Genomic DNA, 25,088 nt, shown 5'->3' with positions numbered 1-25,088 from the left:
TAAAAATGGAACATGCAGAACGTCACCCGCTGGATAGCGCCATGCGTGCCCGGGTGCTGGAGGAGCTTGCGCGAATAGAACGCGAACGTAACGTCAAGGTGCTGTATGCCTGTGAGTCGGGTAGTCGTGCCTGGGGCTTTTCTTCGACGGACAGTGATTACGACGTGCGTTTTGTCTACGTGGAAAAGCCGGACTGGTTCATCCAGGTCAGTGAAGCACGGGATGTGATTGAACGTCCCCTGGACGACGAACTGGATATCAGTGGCTGGGAATTGCGCAAGACCCTCGGGTTGTTGCGCAAGTCCAACCCAGCCTTGCTCGAATGGCTCGACTCGCCCTTGGTGTACCACCGCGAAGAACCGGCTACCCGGCAGTTGTACGAATTGGCGGAGGCGTTCTACAGCCCGCCGGCCGCGCGTAATCACTACCTGTCGATGGCCAGGAAGAATTTCCGCGGCTACCTGCAAGGCGAAACAGTGCGTTTTAAGAAGTATTTCTACGTGCTACGACCCTTGTTGGCGGTGCGCTGGATCGACATGGGCCTGGGGCGCCCGCCGATGACGTTCGACGCCTTGCTCAAGACCATCGACGATCCGCTGCTGCTGGAGGAGGTCGATGAGTTGCTGAGGCTCAAGCGCAGTGTCGATGAATCGGCCCACGGGCCTCGGCGTCCGGCGTTGCATGGATTTATCGAGACACAGCTGGAGTGCCCAGTGCCGGCATTGCCGCGTACCAGGGAAGACAGTCCGCGCCTGGACCGTTACCTGAGGGAAATGGTTTACAGCTATGCATGAGTTTTCTGCCGCTCAGGATTGCTCGTATGACGCTGGTGGACGGTGTGTTGAGCGTGGCGTGGCGTGCCTGATTCAGGACTCTGGCCGTTGACGTCGAAACTGACCCGGCGGCAGGCCCTGCGTGGCCTTGAAGCGGCGCGAGAAGTAGGCCTCGTCGGCAAAGCCACACAATTGCGCAATCTGGCTCACCGGTTTTTCGCTATTGAGCAGATGCGTGCGCGCCAGGCGCATGCGGCGTTCCAGCACCAGCTCCGAGAAGCTGCTGCCGGTTTCCTTGCGCAGCAAGTGCGTCAGGTAGTTGGCTGACAGAAAGGCCGCCTCGGCGGTGTCCTTGAGGTTCAGCGCCGGGTTGGCGATATGTTCGCGCAGATAATCCGAGACCCGTGCCAGCGCATCCCGCCGACCGCGACGTGCGGCCTTGTTCGCCGACAAGGCCTGCAACTCGCTCGCGTACAGGCTGCAGACCTTGCCGGTCAGTTGCAGCAGGCAGCCCTTGAGCGCCTGCCGGGTGCCCAGGTCGCGGCTCTGGTCCAGCTCGCGCATTTTTTCCAGCAGGACCAGGACTTCGGCGAAGTCCTGGTCGGCGAGGATGAAATCCAGGTGCTCCTGATGCTGGAACGGTGACAGTTCCGGCAGGTCATGGATGGAGAGGTCTTCCAGGTCCAGCGGGTCGCAGTGCAGGTGCGGCAGGAAAAACGCCTGGGAAAAATTGATCAGGACAAAGTTGCCGTCTTCCGGGTGCGGGATCAGGTGCAGGCGATGGGGCAGGATAAAAGCCAGGGCCTGATGCGGATAAGGCCGGATGGCGCCGCCGATGTGCTGCACGGTGTCGCCACCCAGGTTGATCTGGATCTGGAAGTAGTCATGTCGGTGTGCGGTGACAATGGCCGGGCGGGCCTGTTTGTCACGGATATAGAAATCCGGGCGGTCGCTGCGTTGCTGCATGCCGTAGGTGCGCACACGGGAGGAACTCGACATCGACACTGTCCTTAACGACTGAACCGGGATGCCACCATTCTAAGGGGCGAGGGAGGCCATTGCGACGCGTTGCATGGATTCTGGCTCGTGTTGGTTTGTCGTCGCCTTTTTTGTTTCTCGGGGGGTGGAACTTTTCTGAGTCGATGTATCTAATTGTTTCGCTCTTGTCCGCTCCTCATTACAATTGTTCGACAATGCGCTGATTCACGGCACGTTGCGGGAAGTTTCATACATCAGGGATGTGTCGTGTTGTTCAAGCCTTATTCGTGTGTCCGGCTGCGCGCTTGCGTGCGTGGCCGGTTCGTCGTGCAACGTTCGTTGTACCCCCTCGCAATCGTCAGTCTGTTTGCCAGCCTCGCGGCCATGGCGGCGGAGCCGAGGGCGCCGGAACAGCCGTTGTTGCGCCAGCAGGAGCGCGAACGGGTCGAGCGTGAACAGCGCGAATCCTCCCCTGACGTACGCCTCAAGGCGGCCGCGGATGATGGCCAGGGCCGGTTGCCGGTCAATGAAACCCCCTGCTTCACCATTCGCCATATCGTGCTCGAAGGCGAGGGCGCGGCGGCCTTCCAGTGGGCCCTGCGTGGCGCCAACCCGGCGTCCGATCCCGCACAGGGCCGTTGCCTGGGCGCGGCGGGCATCAACCTGACGATGAAACGCATACAGAACCTGATCATCGCGCGCGGCTTCATCACCACGCGGGTACTGGCCGTCCCTCAGGACCTGAGCCAGGGAACGCTCTCCCTGGTGCTGATTCCAGGACGCATCAAACACATTCGGTTTGCCGACGGCACTTCATCGCGGGCGACGTTGTGGAACGCCGTGCCCGCCCAACCCGGTGATCTGTTGAACCTGCGGGACATCGAACAAGCCCTGGAGAACTTCAAACGGGTGCCCACCGCCGAGGCTGACGTGCAGATTACTCCGGCAACCGATGCCGATGCCAAGCCAGGCGAAAGCGATGTGGTGATCCTCTGGAAGCAAGCGTCCGTGGCTCGCCTGAGCCTGTCGATGGACGACTCGGGCAGCAGGGACACCGGTCAATATCAAGGCAATGTCGCGCTGTCGCTGGATAATCCGCTGAGTCTCAATGACCTGTTCTATGCCAGTTTCAGCCACAACCTGGGCGGTGGCAGAAGTGGTGATCGCGGTTCCGAAGGGCACACCCTGTACTACTCGATCCCCTACGACTACTGGCAGTTGGGGCTGACGTCCAGCGAGTACAGCTATCACCAGACCGTGGCCGGGAACAATCAGAGCTACGACTATCAGGGCCGCAGCCGCAACAACGAGCTGAAACTTTCTCGACTGATCTACCGTGACGCCGTGCGCAAGACAACGGCCTGGGCCAGTGGCTGGACGCGCACCTCCAGCAACGCCATCGACGACACCGAAATTGAAGTGCAGCGCCGGCGCATGGCGGGGTGGCAGTTGGGGCTTGATCACCGCGAATTCATGGGCAGCAATACCCTGGATCTGGGCCTGAGCTATCGACGTGGTACCGGAGCAGACCATGCCTTGCGCGCACCGGAAGAAGACCTTGGCGAGGGGACGTCGCGGCCGAAGATCATCTACGCCAGCGCTCAACTGCAAACCCCGTTTCGTCTGGGAACTCAGCAATTTCGCTATATCGGCGCCTGGCGCGGCCAGTGGAATCGTTCGTCGTTGGTGACGCAGGATCGTTTCTCCATCGGTGGGCGCTACAGCGTCCGTGGCTTCGATGGCGAGCAGATCCTGTCCGCCGAGCGAGGCTGGACCTTGCGTAATGACCTGGGCTGGTTCGTCTTTCAGAACAGCCAGGAACTTTATCTCGGCGTCGACTATGGCGAGGTCGGCGGACACTCCAGCCAGTACCTGTCCGGGAACCGCTTGGCCGGTGCGGTAATCGGTATGCGCGGTGGCTACAAGCAGATGTCCTACGACCTGTTCGTCGGCCAACCACTGATGAAACCCAGCCATTTCGAGACAGCCGATGTCACCGCTGGCTTCAATCTCAGTTGGTCATTTTGACGGAGGCAGGCATGCAGTTCGGTAGTCTTGAAATCCTTGCACCCGAGCAGTTCGACGAGCCCTGGAGCGAAGCGAGCGTGCTCGGTTCCGCCGTCTGGCTGTGGATGCAGTCGGCGGCCCATCGCGAGGCACCGTTGCATACCTTGTCGGCGCTGCTGCTGCCGGCGATCAAACGGTGTCAGTTCATGCTCGCCAGCGAGCAAGGCACGCCAGTGTTCTACATGGCGTGGATGAGCCTCAGTGCCGAGGCCGAACAGCGCTATCTGCACAACCCGCCGGTGTGCATGCCCGAGGCTGACTGGAACAGTGGCGAGCGTCTCTGGATCAGTGACTGGGTGGCGCCTTTCGGGCATACCCGACAACTGTCGAAATTGCTCCATGACCGGCTCTGGACGCAGCGTCTTGGCCGTCACTTGGGGCATCGGGGCAATGAGCGCGGCTTGAGTATCAAGACGTGGCAGGGTATCGGAATCATGCCCGCCGAGGCGCGGGCCTGGTTCGCCGCCCACCCGTTGCTTCAGGTCTCGTAGTTCGCAACACCTTATCTTGATCTCGGGCGCCTCTGCGAATTGGCGCGGCTCAAAAGGAATTGAACATTAACAAGCATCTGTATCGGATCATTTTCAACAAGGCTCGCGGCCTGTTGATGGTGGTGGCCGAAAATGTGAGCAGCGGCTCGAAAGCAACGGGCGGCGGAGTGACAGGCGCGGTGTCTGGCGTCGGCTGCGTGGTACGCCTGACCCCCCTGCGTTTTGCCTTGATGGCGGGGCTTGGCCTGATCACGCTGGGCGCCGCCTCGGCGCAGGCGGCCGTGGTCGCCGATCCTGGCGCGCCTGCCGCGCAGCAGCCGGGCATCGGGATCACCGGGAACGGGGTGCCCCAGGTCAACATCACCGCACCCAGCGCGGGCGGTGTGTCGCGCAACACCTATCAACAGTTCGACGTCGATCGGCGTGGCGTGATCCTCAACAACTCGGCGACCAACAGCCAGACCCAACTGGGCGGCTGGGTGGACGGCAACCCGGCGTTGGGCCGTGGCACGGCGCGGGTGATCCTCAACGAGGTCAATTCGAGCAATCCGAGTCAGCTCAACGGCTATGTCGAAGTCGCCGGTTCCCGGGCGCAGGTGGTGATCGCCAACCCGTCCGGGATCAGCTGTGACGGCTGTGGTTTCATCAACGCCAATCGCGCGACCCTCACCACCGGCAAGGCGCAATTCGAGAACGGCGAACTGCGCGGCTATCAAGTCGATGGCGGCAAGATAAGCATCAACGGTGCCGGGATGGATACCCGCGACAGCGATTACACCGAAGTCATCGCGCGCACCGTCGAGGTCAATGCGGGCATCTGGGCCAAGGACTTGAGCGTCCAGGCCGGCAAGACCACGGCCGATAGCGGCACTGCGACCGCGCCGGTGGTCGGCATCGATGTCGCGCAACTGGGCGGCATGTATGCCGGCAAGATCGTCCTGGTGGGCAATGGCGCCGGTGTCGGGGTGCGCAACGCCGGACAGATCGGCGCCAGTGCCGGTGATGTGGTGATCCGTGCCGACGGGCGCCTGGAGAACAGCGGACAGATCAGCAGCGCCGGTTTGACGCAGGTCGAGACAGGCACCGGAGTCCAGAACAGTGGCACGCTGTACGCCAAGGGCGACCTGACCCTCAACACGGCGGCCGATATCGACAACAGCGGTATCGTGGCGGCCCAGGGCAATACCCGGCTGACGGCCGGGAGCCTGCGCAGCACCAGCGGCTCGACCCTGGCCGCCGGGGTCGACAGCAGCGGCAAGCTGGGGCCGACCGGTTCGCTGAGCCTGAATGTTTCCGGCCAGCTGAGCGCCAAGGGACAGAATATCGCCGCCGAAAGCCTGCAGGCCCAAGCCGCGACCGTCGACCTGAGTGACAGCCAGACTTCCGCCACCCAACTGACACTCACCAGCAACCAGGGCGACGTCGACGTCAGCCGCGCCCGCGTGGCCGCGAAGGACACGCTGAGCGTCAGCGCCGCGCAGGTACTGCGCAGCGATGGCGCCAAAGTCAGTGCGGCCCAGGTACGGCTCAAGGCCCGTGCGATGTCCAATGTGAAAGGCGAAGTGCTGCAGAGCGGTCCTGCCGTCGCGAGCATTGAATTGCAGGGGGCGCTGGATAACAGCCAGGGCGTGATCGCCAGCCAGGGCGCCTTGCAGGTCACCGCCGCCTCGCTGAGCAACCACCAAGGCAGCCTCGCTTCGGTAAAGTCGAGCCTGACGCTGACCACCACGGACGGCCTGCTGGACAACAGTGACGGTCACCTCGAGGCGCTGCAATCGATCACGCTGACTTCGGACCAGTTGCTCAACACCGCGGGCTTCATCGGTGCCGGGCAAGCCCTGGACATCCATACCGGAGCCATCGGCAATGGCAATCATGGGCAATTGCAGAGCGGTACCACTGCGACCCTCGTTGCTACCAGCCTCGACAATCATGGCGGTCGCATCGAAGCACTGGGCAACCTCAGGTTCGATATCGACGGCAAGCTCGATAACAGCGCCGGCCTGATTCGCACCGGCGCCGATCTGTTGATGACGGCGGCGCAGATTGACAACGCCGGCACTCAAGGCTCGGACCAAGGTATTGAAGGGCGGACCATCAGCCTCAGCGCCGATCAGTTGGGCAACCAGGTTGGCTCGATCATTGCCGATCAGGCCTTGACCGTGACCGGCAGTGGCACGGTGGACAATCAGTCCGGGAAGATCTCGGCCGGCACGCAGTTTTTGCTGACCGACCGCAACCTGGCGGCTAAGACCCAAACCGTCAGCAACCAGGGTGGCACGCTGGTCGCCGGGCGCTCGTTGACCCTCAACAGCGCCCGCTATGCCGGCAACGGCCGGGCCTTGAGCCTGGGCGATCTGTCTTTCACGCTCAACGGCGACTACTTCAATACCGGCCTGCTGCAGGCCAACGGTAACCTGAGCGTGGCAACCACTGGGCTGCTGAGCAATCAGGCCGGCTTGCAGGCGGGCAACCTGTTGACGCTGTCGGCGCGGAAAATCGATAACGCCGCCGCCGGTGAGATCAGTGCCTTGCAGGTGCAACTGAGTGCCAGCGAATCGCTGGTCAACCGCGGCTTGATCAATGGCCAGTACACCCGCTTGAGCGCGCCGACCTTGAGCAACCTGGGTACCGGGCGCATCTACGGCGACGAGCTGGCGCTGGCGGCGGGCACGCTGACCAATACCGTCGAAAACGGCACGGCGGCGGTGATTGCCGCTCGCGTGAGCCTGGATATCGGTGCGCAATACCTGAACAACAGCGAACACGGGTTGATCTTCAGTGCCGGTGACATGGCCATCGGCGGCGCGCTGGACAGCGCCTACAAGGCCACCGGCCAGGCGCTTGAACTCAACAACGCGAGTGCGACCGTCGAGGCCCTCGGCGGCCTGACCTTGAACGCGGCCTCGGTGCGCAACACCAACGAACACTTCTCGACCCGCGTGGTCGAGGTTTCGCGCCAGGCACTGCAACAGTATCAACTGTCGGGTTCGGTCAATCGTTACGATCCCAATCAGATTTCGATCTATAACAACGAAGTCGACATTCTGGTAACCCCGGAAGGCAGCAATGACGAATGGAATCGCTACGACCTGACCCGCGTCGTGACCCAAACCCAGATTGCCAGTTCCGACCCCGGGCAAATACTTGCTGGCGGCAATCTGCGCATCAACGCCGACCAGATCCTCAACGACAAGAGCCGGATCATTGCCGGCGGCGTATTGCAAGCCAACGCCAACAGCCTGACCAACACCGAAGTCGCCGGCCAGCAGGTCACCACGGAGAACGGCACGCTCACGAACTTCTATCGCATCCAGGAGAAGGGGCGCGACAGTCAGGGGATCAATTCCGCCGCCTACAACCCGGCGGCCAGCGTGCAGGCGATTTCCTTGCAACCGACGGTTTATGAGCAGAACACCGCCCCTCAAGGTAGTGGCACCCAGCTCGCGAGTCTGAGCCTTGGAAAGGTGGGCGCTGCCGAGGTGGCCAGCCGTGCTATCCATGAGCCCAGCCTCACGCCGATCAGCGCGGTATTGGCCAATTCCACCAACAATGTCGGTGGCGTGGCGGAGCGTATTCTCACGGGCGGGGTGAACAGTGCCTTGCCGGATAACGCGCTGTTTCATTCGCTGCCCAGCAGCACTTCCGGCTATCTGATCGAAACCGATCCGCGATTCACCAATTACGGTCAATGGCTATCTTCGGATTACATGCTCGGCAGGCTCAACCTGAACCCAGCGGCGACCCAGCAACGCATGGGCGATGGTTTCTATGAGCAGAAATTGATTCGCGAGCAGGTCGTGCAACTGACCGGACGCCGTTTCGTCGACGGCTATGCCAGTGACGAAGCGCAGTACCGAGGCCTGATCGACAACGCCGTCACCTACGCCAATAACTGGAAGCTGATTCCTGGCGTGGCCCTGACCGCGCAACAGATGGCCCAATTGACCAGTGATATCGTCTGGTTGGTGGCCAAGGATGTCACCCTGGCCAGCGGCGAAGTGCGCAGCGTGCTGGTGCCGCAGGTGTATGTGCGGGTACGGGACGGCGATATCAACGGCGCGGGCGGGTTGATGGCCGGGCAGCAACTGAACCTGAATGTGACGGGCAATCTGGTCAACAGCGCGAGCTTGTCGGGACGTCAGGTGGTCGCCATCAAGGCCGACACGCTCAATAACCTGGAAGGGCGCATTCAAGGCAGTGCCGTCAGCCTTGAGGCGACGCAGGACCTGAACAACCTCGGCGGCCAGATCAAGGCTGACAAGAGCCTGATGGTCAGCGCCGGGCGCGATCTGAATGTGCAGTCCAGCACGATCACCACCCAGAGTGCGCAGGGCAGCCAGACCAACCTGTCGCGGGTTGCCGGGTTGTTCGTTTCCGATCCGGCGGCCAGCCTGTTGGCCAGCGCCGGACGTGATATCAACCTGCAGGGCGCGCAAGTGGCCAATAGCGGTAGCGCTGGCGTCAGCCGCTTGTCCGCCGGTCGTGACCTGAACCTGACAACGGTGATCGAGAGCCGCGAGCAGAGCAACCACTGGGACACGGACAACTGGCGTACCGAAGCGAGCCGCAGCGAAAGCGGCAGCAGCGTTAAAACCCAGGGTGACCTGAGCCTTCGCGCCGGCAACGATCTCAACGCGCGCGCCGCCAGCCTCGGCAGCAGCGCGGGTGCGGTGATTGCCCAGGCGACGCGGGACGTCAACCTGACCGCCGGCGAGAACGCGCGCAGTGCTGATGAGGCGCACAAGGTCACCGGCAGCAATGGCTTCCTCTCCAGCAAGACCACGACCACCCGCGATTCGGTCAATGAAACCACGGCCCAGGGCTCGCACCTCGATGCGCAGCAACTGGCGGTCCAGGCCGGACGCAACCTGCTGGTGCAGGGTAGTGAAGTGGTCGCGGAAAAAGGTGTGGCGCAGCTTCAGGCTGGCCAGGATGTTTCGATTATTGCCGCGGTCGACAGCACGCAGACGCGCCACGACAAAGACAGCAACAGCCGCAGCCTGGGTGGATTCAAGGCCAGCAAAGTCACCGACAAGGTCAGCGAAACCCGGACCACGGCGGTGGGGAGCCTGGTCTCCGGCGACAGCGTCAATGTCCAGGCCGGCCAGGATGGGCTGGTTCGCGGATCGTCGCTGGTGAGCACGGCGGACATCACGCTCAACGCGGGGCGCGATCTGCGGATCGATGCGGCGCAGAACACCTTCACCCGCAACGAACTGCACAAGGAAAAGAACCACGACTTCACCGGCGTGCTGACGGGGAACAAACTGGGCCTCGATGACATGACCGGCAACCAGCACCTGTCCATCAGCAGCCAGAATCACACCGGCCAGTCCTCGGAAACCACCTTGACCGGCAGCACCCTCGGTTCCAGTGCCGGCAATGTGTCGCTCAACGCCGACCGCTCGCTCAGCGTGATCGCCAGCGACCTGGTCAGCACCCAGAGCATGAGCCTGACCGGTGCCGACGTGAGCATCGCCGCCGGAATGGAAAGCGCGAGTCAGAGCAGTACCGACGAGAGCCGCAGCCTGGCGGTGGGGCGAGTGCTGGGCGGCACGGTGGTTGATAGCTACAACACCATGCGCAGCGCGATAAAAGCCGCGAACAGCGCGGACGACCCTCGACTCAAGGCGGTGAAGTGGGCGCAGGCGGCGTTGGCGGGGTACAACCTGGGAGGGGCATCGTCGGATGCCTACGATGGTCGGGCGGGCTATAGCAACAAGACGGGCAGTGCTAACAGCAATGGTTCATTGATCAAGATCGGTACCGAGCTGGCCAGCACCCACAGTACCAGCACCAGCGAGTACGACAGCCAGACGGCCAAGCAAAGCTCGCTCACGGCCGGTAAAACCTTGACGATCATCGCCGATGGCAGTGCACCGGGGACGGCGGGCGATATTCACATCATTGGCAGTGGCATGAAAGCGGCCGATACGCTGTTGCTGGCGAAGAACAACATCACCCTGGAAAGCGCGCAGAGCACCGCGAACTGGGCCAACGACAGCAATAACGACAAAACCGCGATCGGTGCCAGTTTCAATATCGGCGAGCAGAATGGCTTCACCCTCGACCTGGGCGCGTCCATCGCCAAGAGCCTGGGCAACGGTGGTTCGGTCACCCAGGTCAACAGCACGCTGGATACCGGTTCCCTGGTGCTGCGCAGTGGGCAGGACACCACTCTGGCTGGCGCGCAGGTCCGGGCGGAGAGTATCAAGGCGGATATCGGCGGCAATCTCACTATCACCTCGCGTCAGGACAGCGAGACGCAGAAGAGCGAGCAGGGCAGTGCCGGTTTCGGCGCGAGTATCTGCATTCCGCCGTTCTGCTTCGGCTCGCCCGTGACGGCTTCCGCCAGCCTGGCTGCCGGCAATATGAACAGCAACTACAAGGCCGTGACGGATCAGAGCGGGCTGTTCGCAGGCGCCGGAGGCTACAACATTCATGTCGGCGACAAGACCACGCTGCAAGGCGCGGTGATTGCCAGTGACGCCTCCGCGGACAAGAACCTGCTCGATACGAATCGGTTGATTGTCAGCGACATTAAAAACACCAGCGATATCAAGAGTCAGTCGGTTGGCCTGTCGCTGTCCTATGGCAGCTACTCCGGGTCGACCGTGGGGGTAGCGTTCCGCTGTCACTCAGTGAATCGGATCACAGCAAAACCCGCAGTGCGGTCAGCGAAGGCACGATAGTCGTGCGTAGTGCCGAGGGTGCGAATGACCTGGTCGGACTCAATCGCGATACCGCGAACGCCAACCAGAAGCTGGACAAGCCTGACCAGAAAGCGATGCAGGAGCGCATCGACCTTATTCAAAGCACCGTGCAATTGGCCACCGGCATCGTAAGCGCGGTTGCCAAAGCCAAGTCGGATACCGCGAATAAACTGGCAAAAGAGGCGGAAGAGTCAAAAGGGGTAATGTCGGATGCGCAGCTAGCGACCGCGAATGCAACTGCGAAAGCGGCTGCGGCAGATGCGGCCAGTTGGAACATCGGTGGCGACAAGCGAATCATGGCCGATATCGCCACGGGCCTGCTTGCCGCTGGGTTGGGTGGCGCGGGAGGGGGGACGGCGCTGGGTATCGTGGCCAATACCACGGCGGCGGATACCTATAAGAAAATCGGCGATTATGCTGACCAGCAATTGGCCGATGCGACGCGCAGCAAGGACACGAGCCAGCAGGCGGTGTGGGCTGAAGGTGGCTCGGCGCGTATTTTGCTGCATAGCCTGGCTGGTGCATTGCAGGGCTTATCCAGCGGTACGGCGGCGAATGGCGCGCTGAGCGCTGGCGCATCGGCGGCTGTTATGCCGACCTTGGACCAGGTGCTGAAAAATAACGGTATCGGACCAGAGAATCGCGATGCTCTCGGCACCTGGATCGCCGCCGGCGTGGGAGCCGCGATGGCAGGCGGCAATGGTTCGGTCGCGCAGGCGAGCGGAGCCCTTATTGCTGGCAATATCGATAAATACAACCGTCAGGCTCACCCTACAGAAGCACGCCTGATCGAAGAAGAAGCCCCTAAGCTGGCCGCCCAGTTGGGTATCACTCCGGCCGAAGCCGAGAAGCGAATGGCGCGCGCGTTTGCTTTCTATACGGATGCGCAGTGGAAGCAAACGATAGGGGGGGCGGACAGTCAGTTCGATGCGAAAACGTTGGAGCATCTGGGAAGTGCGCTTTCACCACTGGCAGCTCGGTATGACAGTGTTGCTGCAACGCTTGAAAACGGGGGGAAGGCCTATACCCCCGATGAAACGTTGAGTCTGATAAAGAACTACAACGTTGCTCACTCGGCTGAGTTCAAGGACTACAATGTCAATATTAGATATTTGGGCGATTCCGACAGGTTCAATACGGCCAATCTGGTTGACTATTACAAGCTGAATCTTGATTACAGTGACAGCAAGCACGGAGCGACTGATCCGTACTTGGGTGGGTTGGTAGGTGGGGGGTTAAGTGCCTGGTCTGGCGTCCGATCAATCGCATCTTTGGGGAATGAGCTTTTATCCGGTCACCCATTAGACGCCGCGAATAGCCTTCTCGATCCTTTTGTCGAGCCTAGCTCGGACATGGTTACCAACTGGCTGACCACGAAAAGTGGTCAAGATTTTGTTTTCGGGCTGCAAAACAATAGATACGAGAAGGGGCTGCAAACGGGGAAAACCACCGTTGATCTGGCGACGCTGCTGATTCCGGGGCCGGGTGAGGTTGCTGGGGTTGGAAAGGTAACCAAGGTTACGGAGCTCAGTAACCTTGCTAAACTTAGCGACGAGTTGGTTCTGGCTGGGCGGGGGGTAGATGATGTAAAAGGGGCAGTAGATGTTATAGAGGTTGGTGCCAGCACAAAAGGCTCGCCTGGAAAGCTATCCGGCGACTATCCTTCTGGGACGATAGCTGTCAGCGAGCATTTTGTAGATGACGCTGGGCGGGGGAGCAGCGGACTAGGGGGCGATGGCGCAGCGGTAGCGGATCAAGCTTCTACCGCAGGACAGCAGGTATATGGCCCGTACTATGAACAGGCAAAGCAGTTACATCTTCAGAATCCGAGTTTTTTTCCAGATCCCGATGCTCCTGGTACAGCGATCGTTTCTGGTGGTGATCTCCAAGCGGCGCGAGCGGAATATCAGGCAGCAGCGCAATCGGGTGACTTGCCAAAGGGACACCATATCCAAGGACTCTCCTTTGGGGGTGAAAACACAGTATCTAATATCACATTCACCGGTGAGTCTACTATCCGCGCGTCGAAGCTAGATGGGCTTGATTTATCGTTCTATAGTGATCTTGGCTATGGAAAGCCAAATGCGTCTATTTTGAAAATTTATCAAAGTTCACCAGATGGGGTGTTTCAATTTGGATTAAATCCAAGCCATACTGAGGCTACGACGTTTCAGAACCAAGTGTTATTATGGCAGCGACAGCAGGGGCTTCGTTAATGAGAGAAAAAATGTCGAGATTTGATATCCTGCACCCAGGAGTATGGTTCGGGCCGGAATCGGAGATTCAAGAAAACATTCTCTTGAATCCTGTCGGCGAACTTGGTGAGCTTCAGTTTGTTTGTGAGTGTCTGAAGCACGGTGATTTTTCGGTTCGGACGCGACTCCAAGAGCTAATTATTTCTTGTGGGGATACGTTAGTAAGAAAACAAGCAATTCGACTGTATTGCTATACTGCTCGCCATCAGGATGTTGCATTTTTATGCGGTCTCCTTGAAAAGCTTGATTATGATGATGTGTTGACTATTGTTGTTACTGCGCCAGATACTATTTCGCCAGAAGTGGTTCCATATTTGTTTGCCTTGCTTGATGGGTATGCCGATGAGTCAATTTCACAAGATATATTGTCAGCTATCAACAGGATTTTTCCGTGGGGCTATGTTGGTGGAGAGGTTGATCTGACAGAACTATCCAAGAAGTTCTCTGGATTTGCTAAGTCGCTTGTGAAAGGAGCGTATTACTATGATGGTGCGCTTGTGCATCCAGGAGCGCTATGCAAAGCTTTGATTGAAGCTGTTGCTCAGTCGAGACATTCAAAAAGAAAGTTCCCGCTTGCCAATGCGCCAACATTGCTTTCAGTTTGGAGTGGAGAAAAGTGCCCTGTGTTCTATGGGCAGGATGTGGACGATAGATGTGTACAAGACGTCTTGAATTACGTAAATAGAATTGCGTCCCTGCAGTGGGAGGCTGGGAAAAAATATTTCTACAGGAACAATGTTGAATAGTGTTGTGAAGAAAAGGGGAGACGCTTGAGTGAGGCTTCTTAGCTCTTTCGGAACTGAAAGTTAGGACCTAAAGTGGACGGATTTATTTTTGTGCGTGAGTAAGGTGGTAGTCCTGTAAGATGCATTGAAAATAAATCCGTCTACTTTCGGTAGTGTTTAAAGTAATGTTATGAAATATGAAAGGTTAAATGCGCTTGGGCAATTACTAGGCTGCTATTTTTATCAGGATTGGCTTGAGGAGTTTGATAGCGATATCTCTGCTCTCCAGATGGTTACTGCCTCTGAACCGAAAGAAAAACTTTCAGCCGGAGCTTTGGAGATTGATATGCTTCTGGCGTTGAGGCCCTCGAAAGACGAGCTAAGAGCGATACTCGTTGATAAGGCGGGATGCTAATTTTATCCGGGTTCACAAGGTATTACTTGCGAACAATGGTTGATGAGGTTCGTGAAAAATTCGGCAAGGTATAAGGCTGAAAAGGGATTGATTTATTTTTGTGCGTGAGTAAGTAGGTAGTCCTGTTAACCGTATCTGAGACTAAATTCATCTCTTTTTGTTTGAATCTATTGCCCCTTATTCTCGCAGTTGCTGATGCTGTAAAAAAATAACGGATAACGTTGCCCGCGCCTGAGATATTTCAGTCTGGCAACAAGTAACTTTTAACAGTGTACATGGAGTATTCATGAAAAAAACGTCACTGCTAATGTTGAGCCTGATTCTGACATTACCTGGGTGTAAATCCAACGTCAGAGACTCTTCCCCCAGTTTGCTCAAGGACGGTATCCAACTGCGCCAGAACAAAGTGACCGTCGATGCGCAGCACGCCAAGGTCATTATGAAAGCGTCGGGTGCCACCCACCCAGTAGAGTTTTCGATCAGGCGCGCAACGGATCCTGACCAGCGCATGGATGTGCAGGGAACTGTAGTGGATACCGGTCGGGGCAAGGTGTTCGGCTGGATTGCCACGCTCAACGAAACGGTTAGCAGCGCAACTTTGAAGCGCTTCCCGCAGTTGGAAGTACAGGCCGACGCCGATCAGCCGTTCGTGGTTTCGGGTTACGCCAGTGACGAGAGCATTGGACGTCTCTATCGATGTGGCCCGGTTAGAAGCACATTCACACCGGAGCGAAGCAAGGTCTATTTGGTGGAGTTTCAGTTTGTGGATGATCGCTGTGAACAGCATGTCTACGATGTCACCCAATCGGAGGCGCGTATTCCCGTGGCCAGCGTACCAGGCCGTTGAGGCCGATTTGAGTCAACGCTGAGCCGTCGCAACACACAGAATCCATTTGAAGAAGGAAGTGCTACGTGAAACGGAATTTCTCCCTGGCCCTTATCGTCCTGGCTGCAACTCTAGGTGGCTGTGCCACCAACAAGCCGGCCAACGACCCATCCTTGATTGGTTCATGGAAAGGCCTGCGGACTGAAAGCGGCAAATGCCGGTTCCTCTCCTGGAACAATGACTTCAAACCCGACGGCAGCTTCACCATCACCTTTTTCCGGGATGCGCAGCAGACACAGCCGATTCAAACCGAACATGGTAGCTGGTCTGCTGCCAATGGCAGGAATGAATTGAGAACCAATGGAGTGCGTTTGCCAGATATCTACACCTACAAGTTGATTGATGCCGACACGGTGCATTACGTGAATGTGGCGTCAGACCCTTCCGGCGATTGTCAGGAAGATTATGAGTTCACTGAACGTCGCATTCGTGGTTAATCCAATCAGGTGTTTGGCCGCGCATTGCGTGTGCTGAACCCGCCTGTACGATCAGCCATAGAATTGTATCTAAAAGGGGATGTACTAAAAGGGGATGGATTTGAATAGTGCTTACTTAAGCGATGTACCATCGAAGATCTTGCGTTGTCAGTGGGCATGATCTTCGACGGAGCGGGAAGCACAGCTTCCCGTTCAATGATTGAGTGCTGTCAGTTGACGGCCTGTCCATCCAGTACTGAGTCCATTTTCAGCTGCGCCAGCTCAATCAAGTGCACCACGCCCATGGCCACCTTGCGGTTCGAGCCGGTTTGGTTGTCGGCGTTTTCATAGGCGGTTGCTGCGGCGGATTGCAGAATCGAGTAGACGTTGACCAAGGCATCTTCCTGATGTCTGGGGGCAGGCAGATGGCCATGCAGCACTGTGTTTTGGGCGGATTTCGAACTGGCGTCCGGACCGAGGTTGTAGTGAGACAAAGCCCGGTCGGCGGCACGAGGGTCGATGCTTTCAACATCAGGTGTTGCAGGTGGATTGGGGGTGACCTTGAACATGGCAAAACTCCTTGGTAAGTGGAGTCGCCAGACATCGCTGCTAAACGAAATGGGTGGCGACTGTACGCGGGTTAGCAGACCGGTTACCAAGGGACCCGGCGCACTCGAAAGTGCCCCACGCACAGCCACCATAAAGAACAGCAGACGCAAAAAAAACGCCGCTTGAACGGAAGGTAGCACTTGCGTGCCTCGGTAAAAACGAGCTGCTAAACCCGGCCACTGATTTGGCAGTGACGGAATGAAGCCTAGCCGCGAGATCAGGCGCAAACAAGCGCTCAGGATTTTCTAGGAAATTTCACTCAAGGGAAAGAGAGTTCTCTCGCTGGGCACGAAAGCGCCGGGCAACATCGTCACAGACGTCAAGTGTGCGCTGCGTTACAATTCGCCCCTGGCAATCATCAAGGACGATGCAGCTTGAGCGGTATCGCTCATTGCCTCTTTCGTCCCGCTGAGTGCCCCCACTTCAAGGCCATTCTGAAAGCGTCGGGTGCCACCTACCCAGTAGAGTTTTCGATCAGGCGCGCAACCGATCCTGATCGGCGCATGGATGTGCAGGGAACCGTGGTGGATACCGGTCGGGGCAAGGTGTTCGGCTGGATTGCCACGCTCAACGAAACGGTCCACAGTGCAACGTTGAAGCACTTCCCGCAGTTGGAAGTACAGGCCGACGCCGATCAACCGTTCGAGGTGCTGGGTTACGCCAGTGGCGAGAGCATCAGCAGTCGCTACCGATGCGGTCCGCTCAGAAGCACTTTCAAACCGGAACGAAGCAAGGTTTATTTGGTGGAGTTTCAGTTTGTGGGTGACCGCTGTGAACAGCATGTCTACGATGTTACCCAATCAGAGGCGCGTATTCCCGTCGCCGGCGTACCGAGCCTTTGAGTCCAATTTGAGCGGCGTTCAGACCGGTAGGCGGAATTGCTTGCGCAAGGTTTTATCAAAAAAACTTGCGGGGGCAAAGCGGCGCAACATACGGATTTGCTGTGCTACCTTGCCGGCAGTATAGCGATGCTTAGGGTGGTCGTCGGTCGCCGCTTTCACTACTACAGCCGCCACGACTTCTGGAAGATCGGCTTTCGGCATCACATCGCCAAGCAGTGCCCTGAACCCAGCTCGGGCTTGATCGTACTCACTCAATCGCGAATCCGGCTCAATGCCGTTTTGGTCGAAGACGGTACGCACAAATGCAGGCTCGATGACCGAGATTCGAATATTGAAAGCTCGAACCTCATGATCGAGAGATTCCGAGTAACCTTCCAAAGCGTGCTTGACCGCTGAATAATGAGCGGAGTAGGGCGCAGGCACTAATCCCAAAATAGATCCGATATTGATGATGCGCCCTTGGCCACTTTGCCGCATCGACGGTAGTGCCGCATTAGTCATGCGGATGACTCCAAACAAATTGACATCGAACAGCGCCTGCACCTGTGAGATCGAGAACTCCTCGGCGCCCCCCAGCAGGCCGACGCCGGCATTATTTACCAAAAGGTCGATCCGCCCGGTCTGCGCGAGTACAGTGGAAACGACAGCACTTACAGAATCACCATCCGTCACATCACAAGTCAGCATGGACACCTGCGTTGGGCTGTCGACGGCCTTACGGCTCGTGCCAAACACCGTATAACCGGCCCGCGCCAGAGCCTCAGCAGTAGCACGACCAATACCAGATGATGCACCGGTCACTATCGCGGTTCTTCCAGAAGATGTACTCATTTAATACTCCATGCCGTAAGGGCTAGATGTAAACGATTTTTTATCGTTGATATTTTTAATATGGCGATCACAGTTCAATGGCGAATTTCGCCCGTTCCCGATCACCTCCCACAGTGATAATGAAACCGTCCTTGTCTTGAGGCTCTAATTGAGCGTCCGAGTAAGACACGTTCAGACGTCTCGTCTGGCAACCTGAACCTGTTGTTTAATATGTGATCTACTTGAGTTTTATCCGTTTCGCTTTCGTCATTATTTCGAGATCGACTCAGGCGTTCGGTCATACCAGTTTAATCACTACTTTGCCTTTCGATCTGCCTTGTTCGACATAGCTCAAGGCTTCGGCTGTCGCTTCGAAGGGGAAGGTTCGATCGATCACGGGTTTTATTATTCCGGACTCGACAAGCGCGGCTATTTCATCCAGTTGAACACCACTTTGGTGCATGAAAACAAACGCATATCTGACATTTTTCCTGTGTGCTTTTCTGCGGATACTGCTGCTCAATACACGCATGACCAGTCCAAGTACCCAGGACAGCTTTTTCTCTTGCGCGAACTGCGGCGTCGGCGGTCCAGAGATGGAAATGAGCTGGCCCCCAGGCTTGAGAATACTCAGCGATTTTTCCAGCTCATCAGGACCCAGGCTGTTCAATACTATGTCGTAGTCCTGCAGAGCGCTTTCGACGTTTTGCTTCTTGTAGTCAATGACAACGTCTGCTCCCAGAGCCTTGACCCATTCAACATTGCTTGTGCTGGTGCTTGTCGCGACGAAGGCGCCCAGATGCTTGGCGAGCTGGATGGCAATGCTGCCGACTCCACCGGAGCCGGCCTGGATAAAGACTTTCTGGCCTTTTTTCAGCTTGGCGGTTTCAACCAGCACCTGCCAGGCCGTCAGTGCAACCAGCGGGAGTGAGGCAGCCTCTCCCATGCTGATATTTCTGGGTTTCAGCGCGAGCGCGTCTTCGTGCACCGCAGTCAGCTCGGCGAATGTACCTATGCGCTCCTGTGGAGGGCGCGCGTAAACCTCATCACCTGGTTTAAAGCGGCTTACAGCGGACCCCACGCTAACGACTACCCCCGCCAAGTCATTTCCCAATATCAACGGGAACGAATACGGCAAGATCAGTTTGAATTCGCCTGTCCGGATCTTTGAATCGAGCAAGTTGACGCTTGTGGCATGCACTTGAACAAGAACGTCATAGGCACCCACCTCAGGGGCAGGTACCTCGCTTACGCGTCCATTCTTTTTACCGTAACGGTCGATTGTAAATGCCTTCATGTTGATTCAACTCTCATCGCTTCAAGTGGGCCTAACCGCTTCAGATTTCCAGGAATGCTGTTGCTTTCGTCACAAAACTCGGGTGTAAAACTGCTAAGAAGGAAGGCCGCTGCCGGCGCTCGTAGGGATGCTCATAGCTGGATTCTCTGCAGAAGAGGTCGAAAGGTAATAAATGCATCGCCTGGAAGGCGCGCATCAGTACTTTGGGTGAGCGCTTTCAGTCAGCCTCGGATAGTCGATGTAGCCAGCCGCGCCGCCGCCATACAGAGTGGCAGGGTTGAATGCGGACAGAGCGACATCGGCCTTGAGGCGCTCCACCAAATCAGGATTACCAATGAACGGACGTCCGAAGGCTATGAGATCGGCCTTGTCTTCGGCCAATGTCGAGATGGCTAGGTTCAGGTCGTAGCCATTGTTGGCGATGTAGGTATTTTTGAAGCGTTGACGCAGGGAGCCGAAGTCAAAGGGCGCAACGTCGCGCGGCCCGCCGGTTGAGCCTTCGACCACATGCAGGTACACCAAGCCCAAGGCGTCCAGTTGATCGACGAGGTAGTCGAATTGGGCTTGCGGGGCGGTGCTGGAAACGTCATTGGCGGGGGAAACTGGAGAGATACGAATACCTGTTCGCTCAGCACCGATTTCATCCACTACAGCCGCTGTGACTTCGAGTAGCAAGCGAGCACGATTTTCAACCGAGCCACCGTAGGCATCCGTTCGAACATTAGCTCCGTCCTTAAGGAACTGATCAAGCAAATAGCCGTTCGCGCCATGGATTTCCACGCCATCAAAACCTGCGACAATCGCGTTTTTTGCGGCTTGTCGAAACGCGTTGACGATGCCAGCAAGTTCGCTGATTTCGAGCGCTCTAGGTGCCGAAACATCCACGAAGTTATTATTGACGAAGACCTTGGTCGCTGCGCGAATCGCAGAGGGTGCTACTGGCGCTGCGCCATTTTCCTGGAGGTCAACGTGGGACACTCGCCCGACGTGCCAGAGCTGCAGGAAAATATGTCCACCCTTCGCATGCACGGCTTCTGTGACGGTGCGCCATCCTTCTATCTGCGCCTGCGTATAAATCCCAGGTGTGTCTTGATAACCCTGTCCTTGCTGTGAGATCTGGGTAGCCTCGGCGATCAGCAGGCCTGCGGAAGCTCTCTGACTGTAATAGGTGGCGGCAAACTCACTCGGCACAAAATCTGCCCTGGCGCGGTTTCGCGTCAATGGCGCCATTACGATTCTGTTGGAAAGCGTCAGCGAGCCGAGGCTGTAAGGCTCAAACAAAGTCTCGTCATTCATATCGATTCCCTAATCGTTGATCGATGGTGGTGATCTGCGCCGTGCCGGCAAAGATTTGCGACAGTGAATTTATGATGTCGATCATAATCAAAAATGTCAACGGTTTTGATTATGGTCGACATCATAGTATAGTCGGGCCATTGATTTAGCAGGCAGAGGGCACGTAATGAGGATCACCAAGACCCAATCGCTCGCCAACCGAGCTCATATTGTGGAGACCGCTTCAGAGCTATTTCGTGAGCGTGGGTACGATGGTGTGGGGGTGGCGGAGCTGATGGCCACTGCCGGTTTTACCCAGGGCGGCTTTTACAAACACTTCGGCTCCAAGGCAGATTTGATGGCCGAGGCGACTGAGAAAAGCCTTTCACAATCTCTCGCCAATACCTATGACCTCGATGTTGCCGGCTTTATAAATGTGTACGTATCGAGGGATCACCGAGACGGCAGGGGAGGAGGATGTACCATGGCAGCGCTGTGTGGTGATGCTGCCCGTCAGTCAGATGAGTTGAAGGCGACCTTTGTCAGCGGAGTTGAAAACCTGCTGGCAGCGCTTGAGGAAAAGTATCAGGCGGGAAGGGATGCACCACAGCAAGATGTTCGAGCAAAAATGATCGATCTACTGGCGCATGCAATAGGTGCGGTAATGTTGTCGAGGGCGTGTCCGGATGACTCTCCTCTTGCGGATGAAATACTCGAAGTCTGCCGTAGGGAGCTGCTGACGTCGTTGCCGGTCATGGACAGCCAGGTGCGCAGTCGCAAAAATTGAATCAGGCACCGTAACGTTTGGTGCGAAGCTAAGCAGCACTGTGAACCGCATGTCTACGATGTCAGTCAGAGGTACGTATTCCCGTGGCGGGCGTATCGGGTCTTTGAGTTCGATTTGAGAAACTAAAGGCTACCTCTCAAGGGAAATCATGCAGAGATTTTTTACCTGGGTCATAACCTTTTTCTCCGGTATTCGTTCGATTGTCCTCATGCTGTTCGGGCTAACCTTCCTCGTTTGCGCTGGCATGGCGCTTTACGACGCCGCCACGCTTTGGCAAGCGCGCGACTGGCCGTCGGTTGTGGCTCGAGTCGATCAATGTTCGATGAACATGCGCTACAGCAAACAGAGCTCGTGGTGGGACGTTTCGGCGACGTTCAGCTACGGCGACGATTTCGCTCGTCACCATCAGGAAACCTGGACGCCGCCAGATACACCGAGATATAGCCGTCACCCTGATCCTGTTGTCAGCGATAGTGAGCAAAGCGCAATCGCCAAACGTTTCTGCGACAGGGCGGCAGCCGAAGGGCTGAGGGTGTCGCCAAGCCTTCCGTGGATGGCGTGGAGAAGCGAAGCTGTCGCGAATGAGGAGTGGAAGGCGAATTTCTTGATGATAGGGGTGTGTGGTCTGGGCGCCGTGATTCTGATGGCGCTAGGTATATCGCTATGGCCGGGGAGGAAGGTTGCGGTGAAATCGGTCGGTCGAAAAAAACGGATTCAGCCAGCAAAGAAGAGGGTGTAAAAGCTGACGGATTCGAATAGCACTTACTGAGGCGATGCACCGTCGAAGATCACGCCTTGTCTGCGGGCAGGATCTTCGATGGACCGTGCTAAACGAATGGCTGGCGACTGAGCGTTAACCGATGCTCAACTCGAACGTGGCGATCCCCTCGATCCCCGCGCTGACCCGATCACCCGCGACCAGCGGGCCGACACCTGCGGGTGTACCAGTGAAGATCAGGTCGCCGGCCTGGAGCTCTACCGAGCGCGACACGTGGCTGATCACATCCGGCACCGACCAGATCTGATCCGCCAGGTCGCCGCGCTGGCGTTCGACATCGTTGACCTTCAGCCAGATCGCGCCGCTTTGTGGATGCCCCAGCGTGCTGGCCCGGCGCAAGGCCGTGCACGGCGCCGATTCGTCAAAACCCTTGGCCCAATCCCATGGCCGTCCGAGCTTCTTGGCTTGGGCCTGGATGTCCCGACGGGTCAGGTCGAGGCCAACACCGTAGCCCCAGACATGCGCAAGGGCATCGGCCGGGTCGATATCCGTGCCACCTTCACCAATGGCCACCACCAGTTCAATTTCGTGGTGCAGGTCCTGGGTCAGTGGCGGATAGGCGATCACGCCGCTGGCCGGCACCACCGCATCGGCGGGCTTCATGAAAAAGAACGGCGGTTCGCGGTCCGGGTCGTGACCCATTTCCCGGGCATGTTCGGAGTAGTTGCGGCCGACGCAGAACACCCGACGAGTCGGAAAGCGTGCCGACTCGCCTTCAACGGCCAGGGATGGAATGGCGTGGGGGGCGAATACATATTCGCTCATGGTGTTTCTCCTCGTTGGGATTGGGCCGTGGGCTGTGGCCATGGCCCAAGTGTGGAGGAGTAGGGCGAGCGGAAATTGGACAAATCCGGCATGATTCTGGATTCTGCACGGCTGTAAGGTGTCGTCGAGGGGTGTTGCTAGAAAAACAAAACCCGGCGATGGCCGGGTTTTGTATGAGGCGTTGTGTGCGACTCAGTTACAGCAAGTCGTCAAGCACTTTTCGGCAGGGCCTGGCGGGAGGCCCATTCCGACTTCAGGGTTTGCAGCACGCGGGCCATGAAGTCCTTGTCCGCGGCGGCTTTCTTGCCGACGTAACCCTGGCCGCGACGGTACATCTTGATGCAGGCGAACAGCGCGGGCTGGGCCTGGCTGAAGGCACGCTCATCGGTGTAGGGCGAGCGGCCGTCAAGTTGTACATCCCCGGTTTCGCTGATCCAGAGAATATGGTCGTCGAGGCTGTCCTTGCGCGCTGCGAACAGTCGAGCCAGTTGATCGATAGTTGGTTGATTGTTCAGATTCATGTTAAAGCCCCTTTGACCACTCGTTTATCTGTCTGGTTTACGCGTGTATCGATGCCAAGACGGCGAATCGCTGTGGTGCCGCACGCGGACAATGCTGTCCGTCGAGTGTGGCGCCGGTCCTGGGCGTGATTCGTGTAGCGAGCCTGAAAGCCTGCTACACACAACGTTTCAACGAGAAGAAGCAGCAGCGCTATCCTTGAACGGCGCCGACGACAGTAACGAAGTCAGCCACAAGCATTTTGAGGACGTTAGGCCGGTGCTTCTCGCCCGTTGGGACGATCACGACAGGTCAGCTTCATCAATCTGCCTTGTGGGCAGTACAGATCCGGAACAGCTCGACGGCTTGTCGAGCCTGTTGTAACAACAGCAGCTTTTGCAACGCTCCCGATCGGGGAGACGGGTCCATCATGCAAGGACCGAAAGCAGGCGTCAACCGTTTTGTAGTGAATATTTTTAAGCACTACATATTGCAATGTCGTGATTTCTTACAACCTTACAAAAGGTCCGGATGGGCAGAACGTGACCGACAAGTCCTGGTCCAGGGCGCCGAGGGGCTCAACCCGTGAGTTTTCCCGGTGTCGTACTGTTGCGGTTTTCGTAACAGACCTTTCTGCGTCTACCCGTGTAAACCGGCGCGATACTGGTCTAAGCTCGGCAGCTTCTGAATCCGCCTCGGGAAACACGATGTCTCAGCTATTTCCGACGACGCGCCTGCGTCGCCTGCGTCGAAATGAAAGCCTGCGCGGCTTGTTCCAGGAAACCGAGTTCAGCCTCAACGACCTGGTGCTGCCGATCTTTGTCGAGGAAGGCATTGACGATTTCGTGCCCATTACCAGCATGCCCGGGGTGATGCGGATTCCGGAAAAGAAACTGGCCAGCGAGATCGAGCGTTACGCCCGCGCCGGCATCAAGTCGGTGATGACCTTCGGCGTGTCCCATCACCTGGACGCGACGGGCAGCGACACCTGGAACGAGCAGGGCCTGGTGGCGCGCATGGTAAGGATCTGCAAGGACACGGCGCCGGAAATGGTGGTGATGTCCGACACCTGTTTCTGTGAGTACACCTCCCATGGGCACTGTGGCGTACTGCATGGCGATGCGGTCGACAACGATGCCACGCTGGAGAACCTCGGGCGCCAGGCGGTAGTGGCGGCACAGGCGGGGGCGGACTTCATCTCGCCATCCGCGGCCATGGACGGGCAGGTCCAGGCCATTCGCAGTGCCCTGGACGCCGCCGGTTTTCTCGACACATCGATCATGGCCTACTCGACCAAGTTCGCCTCTGCGCTCTACGGGCCGTTCCGCGAGGCGGGCGGCACGGCGCTCAAGGGCGATCGCAAGGCTTACCAGATGAACCCTATGAACCGGCGCGAAGCAGTGCGTGAATCGCTGCTCGACGAGCAGGAAGGGGCCGATGCGCTGATGGTCAAGCCGGCTGGCGCCTATCTGGACATCATCCGTGATATCCGCGAAGCCTCGCGCCTGCCGCTGGCGGCGTATCAGGTCAGCGGCGAGTACGCGATGATCAAGTTCGGTGCCCAGGCCGGGGCCATCGACGAACACCGCATCGTTCGCGAAAGCCTGGGGGCGATCAAGCGCGCCGGGGCGGACATCATCCTGAGTTACTTCGCGATGGACATTGCTCGCGACGGGATCTGAGCAGGCGCTCGATATCCGCTGTC

Annotated in this window: 20 protein-coding genes; 13 read left to right on the top strand and 7 right to left on the bottom strand. The window is 57.8% G+C overall.

Going from position 1 to position 25,088, the window contains the following annotated elements; genetic code table 11:
* Positions 1 to 5 precede the first annotated feature (5 nt).
* Entirely contained in the window at positions 6 to 794 is a 789-nt protein-coding gene (locus PFEN_RS15895; RefSeq protein WP_191487762.1) for a nucleotidyltransferase domain-containing protein, read from the top strand.
* Positions 795 to 866: 72 nt separating this feature from the next.
* Here PFEN_RS15895 and PFEN_RS15890 read toward each other — a convergent pair whose 3' ends face one another.
* On the bottom strand, positions 867 to 1,772 hold the full coding sequence (locus PFEN_RS15890; RefSeq protein ID WP_191487761.1) for a helix-turn-helix transcriptional regulator: 906 nt from the start codon (positions 1,770 to 1,772) through the stop codon (positions 867 to 869).
* A 246-nt stretch (positions 1,773 to 2,018) separates the two neighbouring features.
* On the opposite strand from PFEN_RS15890, the gene PFEN_RS15885 reads away from it, so the two are divergent.
* The 8 genes from PFEN_RS15885 (at position 2,019) to PFEN_RS15850 (ending at position 15,743) form a co-directional block, all read left to right on the top strand.
* Positions 2,019 to 3,779: a ShlB/FhaC/HecB family hemolysin secretion/activation protein gene (locus tag PFEN_RS15885; RefSeq protein ID WP_224770978.1), complete on the top strand. Its 1,761-nt coding sequence runs from the start codon at positions 2,019 to 2,021 to the stop codon at positions 3,777 to 3,779.
* An 11-nt stretch (positions 3,780 to 3,790) separates the two neighbouring features.
* On the top strand, positions 3,791 to 4,309 hold the full coding sequence (locus PFEN_RS15880; protein WP_191487760.1) for a toxin-activating lysine-acyltransferase: 519 nt from the start codon (positions 3,791 to 3,793) through the stop codon (positions 4,307 to 4,309).
* 59 nt (positions 4,310 to 4,368) lie between these two features.
* Positions 4,369 to 11,004 (top strand): hemagglutinin repeat-containing protein, encoded by a 6,636-nt coding sequence (locus tag PFEN_RS15875; RefSeq protein WP_191487759.1) that lies wholly within the window; start codon positions 4,369 to 4,371, stop codon positions 11,002 to 11,004.
* A gap of 2 nt (positions 11,005 to 11,006) precedes the next feature.
* Positions 11,007 to 13,241 (top strand): hypothetical protein, encoded by a 2,235-nt coding sequence (locus PFEN_RS30640; RefSeq protein ID WP_224770977.1) that lies wholly within the window; start codon positions 11,007 to 11,009, stop codon positions 13,239 to 13,241.
* Positions 13,214 to 14,026 (top strand): Imm47 family immunity protein, encoded by an 813-nt coding sequence (gene imm47 / locus PFEN_RS15865; protein WP_191487758.1) that lies wholly within the window; start codon positions 13,214 to 13,216, stop codon positions 14,024 to 14,026. Before PFEN_RS30640 ends, imm47 begins: the two co-directional genes overlap by 28 nt.
* Positions 14,027 to 14,195: 169 nt before the next feature.
* A complete protein-coding gene (locus tag PFEN_RS15860) occupies positions 14,196 to 14,420 on the top strand; it encodes a contact-dependent growth inhibition system immunity protein (protein ID WP_191487757.1) in 225 nt (74 codons plus the stop codon).
* Positions 14,421 to 14,706: 286 nt separating this feature from the next.
* Positions 14,707 to 15,267: a hypothetical protein gene (locus tag PFEN_RS15855; protein WP_191487756.1), complete on the top strand. Its 561-nt coding sequence runs from the start codon at positions 14,707 to 14,709 to the stop codon at positions 15,265 to 15,267.
* Between the two features lie 65 nt (positions 15,268 to 15,332).
* Positions 15,333 to 15,743 carry a hypothetical protein gene (locus PFEN_RS15850; RefSeq protein ID WP_191487755.1) on the top strand — a complete coding sequence of 137 codons (411 nt, stop codon included), beginning with the start codon at positions 15,333 to 15,335 and terminating at the stop codon, positions 15,741 to 15,743.
* A gap of 209 nt (positions 15,744 to 15,952) precedes the next feature.
* Here the strand turns inward: PFEN_RS15850 and PFEN_RS15845 are convergent, their stop codons facing one another.
* Positions 15,953 to 16,291, bottom strand: a complete 339-nt coding sequence (locus PFEN_RS15845; RefSeq protein ID WP_191487754.1) for a DUF6124 family protein — start codon at positions 16,289 to 16,291, stop codon at positions 15,953 to 15,955.
* A gap of 414 nt (positions 16,292 to 16,705) precedes the next feature.
* Between PFEN_RS15845 and PFEN_RS15840 the strand changes: the two genes are divergently transcribed.
* On the top strand, positions 16,706 to 17,173 hold the full coding sequence (locus tag PFEN_RS15840) for a hypothetical protein (RefSeq protein WP_224770976.1): 468 nt from the start codon (positions 16,706 to 16,708) through the stop codon (positions 17,171 to 17,173).
* Between the two features lie 18 nt (positions 17,174 to 17,191).
* Here the strand turns inward: PFEN_RS15840 and PFEN_RS15835 are convergent, their stop codons facing one another.
* The 3 genes from PFEN_RS15835 to PFEN_RS15825 all read right to left on the bottom strand — a co-directional run bounded on the left by PFEN_RS15835 (position 17,192) and on the right by PFEN_RS15825 (position 20,576).
* Positions 17,192 to 18,004: an oxidoreductase gene (locus PFEN_RS15835; protein ID WP_191487753.1), complete on the bottom strand. Its 813-nt coding sequence runs from the start codon at positions 18,002 to 18,004 to the stop codon at positions 17,192 to 17,194.
* 277 nt (positions 18,005 to 18,281) lie between these two features.
* Entirely contained in the window at positions 18,282 to 19,280 is a 999-nt protein-coding gene (locus PFEN_RS15830) for an NADP-dependent oxidoreductase (protein WP_191487752.1), read from the bottom strand.
* Between the two features lie 195 nt (positions 19,281 to 19,475).
* On the bottom strand, positions 19,476 to 20,576 hold the full coding sequence (locus PFEN_RS15825; RefSeq protein WP_191487751.1) for an alkene reductase: 1,101 nt from the start codon (positions 20,574 to 20,576) through the stop codon (positions 19,476 to 19,478).
* A 166-nt stretch (positions 20,577 to 20,742) separates the two neighbouring features.
* Between PFEN_RS15825 and PFEN_RS15820 the strand changes: the two genes are divergently transcribed.
* The gene (locus PFEN_RS15820; protein ID WP_191487750.1) at positions 20,743 to 21,342 is read left to right on the top strand and encodes a TetR/AcrR family transcriptional regulator; all 600 of its coding nucleotides are present in this window, start codon (positions 20,743 to 20,745) and stop codon (positions 21,340 to 21,342) included.
* 148 nt (positions 21,343 to 21,490) lie between these two features.
* Positions 21,491 to 22,081, top strand: a complete 591-nt coding sequence (locus PFEN_RS15815; RefSeq protein WP_191487749.1) for a hypothetical protein — start codon at positions 21,491 to 21,493, stop codon at positions 22,079 to 22,081.
* Positions 22,082 to 22,195: 114 nt separating this feature from the next.
* Here the strand turns inward: PFEN_RS15815 and PFEN_RS15810 are convergent, their stop codons facing one another.
* Both PFEN_RS15810 and PFEN_RS15805 read right to left on the bottom strand, forming a co-directional pair.
* On the bottom strand, positions 22,196 to 22,885 hold the full coding sequence (locus PFEN_RS15810; RefSeq protein ID WP_191487748.1) for a fumarylacetoacetate hydrolase family protein: 690 nt from the start codon (positions 22,883 to 22,885) through the stop codon (positions 22,196 to 22,198).
* A gap of 209 nt (positions 22,886 to 23,094) precedes the next feature.
* Positions 23,095 to 23,406 carry a hypothetical protein gene (locus PFEN_RS15805; protein WP_191487747.1) on the bottom strand — a complete coding sequence of 104 codons (312 nt, stop codon included), beginning with the start codon at positions 23,404 to 23,406 and terminating at the stop codon, positions 23,095 to 23,097.
* 684 nt (positions 23,407 to 24,090) lie between these two features.
* Here PFEN_RS15805 and hemB point away from each other — a divergent pair.
* Positions 24,091 to 25,065: a porphobilinogen synthase gene (hemB, locus tag PFEN_RS15800; RefSeq protein WP_191487746.1), complete on the top strand. Its 975-nt coding sequence runs from the start codon at positions 24,091 to 24,093 to the stop codon at positions 25,063 to 25,065.
* The last annotated feature ends 23 nt before the right edge of the window (positions 25,066 to 25,088 follow it).

The organism is Pseudomonas sp. FEN (genome assembly GCF_904067045.1).
In the GTDB taxonomy this organism is placed as follows: Bacteria; Pseudomonadota; Gammaproteobacteria; order Pseudomonadales; family Pseudomonadaceae; genus Aquipseudomonas.
This window is presented reverse-complemented; position numbering and strand designations above follow the sequence as displayed.

Coding starts and splice junctions, on each gene's coding strand:
- PFEN_RS15895 (WP_191487762.1), top strand. CDS start 6: ATGGAACATGCAGAACGTCACCCGCTGGATAGCGCCATGCGTGCCCGG.
- PFEN_RS15890 (WP_191487761.1), bottom strand. CDS start 1,772: ATGTCGAGTTCCTCCCGTGTGCGCACCTACGGCATGCAGCAACGCAGC.
- PFEN_RS15880 (WP_191487760.1), top strand. CDS start 3,791: ATGCAGTTCGGTAGTCTTGAAATCCTTGCACCCGAGCAGTTCGACGAG.
- imm47 (WP_191487758.1), top strand. CDS start 13,214: ATGGCAGCGACAGCAGGGGCTTCGTTAATGAGAGAAAAAATGTCGAGA.
- PFEN_RS15860 (WP_191487757.1), top strand. CDS start 14,196: ATGAAATATGAAAGGTTAAATGCGCTTGGGCAATTACTAGGCTGCTAT.
- PFEN_RS15855 (WP_191487756.1), top strand. CDS start 14,707: ATGAAAAAAACGTCACTGCTAATGTTGAGCCTGATTCTGACATTACCT.
- PFEN_RS15845 (WP_191487754.1), bottom strand. CDS start 16,291: ATGTTCAAGGTCACCCCCAATCCACCTGCAACACCTGATGTTGAAAGC.
- PFEN_RS15835 (WP_191487753.1), bottom strand. CDS start 18,004: ATGAGTACATCTTCTGGAAGAACCGCGATAGTGACCGGTGCATCATCT.
- PFEN_RS15830 (WP_191487752.1), bottom strand. CDS start 19,280: ATGAAGGCATTTACAATCGACCGTTACGGTAAAAAGAATGGACGCGTA.
- PFEN_RS15825 (WP_191487751.1), bottom strand. CDS start 20,576: ATGAATGACGAGACTTTGTTTGAGCCTTACAGCCTCGGCTCGCTGACG.
- PFEN_RS15820 (WP_191487750.1), top strand. CDS start 20,743: ATGAGGATCACCAAGACCCAATCGCTCGCCAACCGAGCTCATATTGTG.
- PFEN_RS15815 (WP_191487749.1), top strand. CDS start 21,491: ATGCAGAGATTTTTTACCTGGGTCATAACCTTTTTCTCCGGTATTCGT.
- PFEN_RS15810 (WP_191487748.1), bottom strand. CDS start 22,885: ATGAGCGAATATGTATTCGCCCCCCACGCCATTCCATCCCTGGCCGTT.
- PFEN_RS15805 (WP_191487747.1), bottom strand. CDS start 23,406: ATGAATCTGAACAATCAACCAACTATCGATCAACTGGCTCGACTGTTC.
- hemB (WP_191487746.1), top strand. CDS start 24,091: ATGTCTCAGCTATTTCCGACGACGCGCCTGCGTCGCCTGCGTCGAAAT.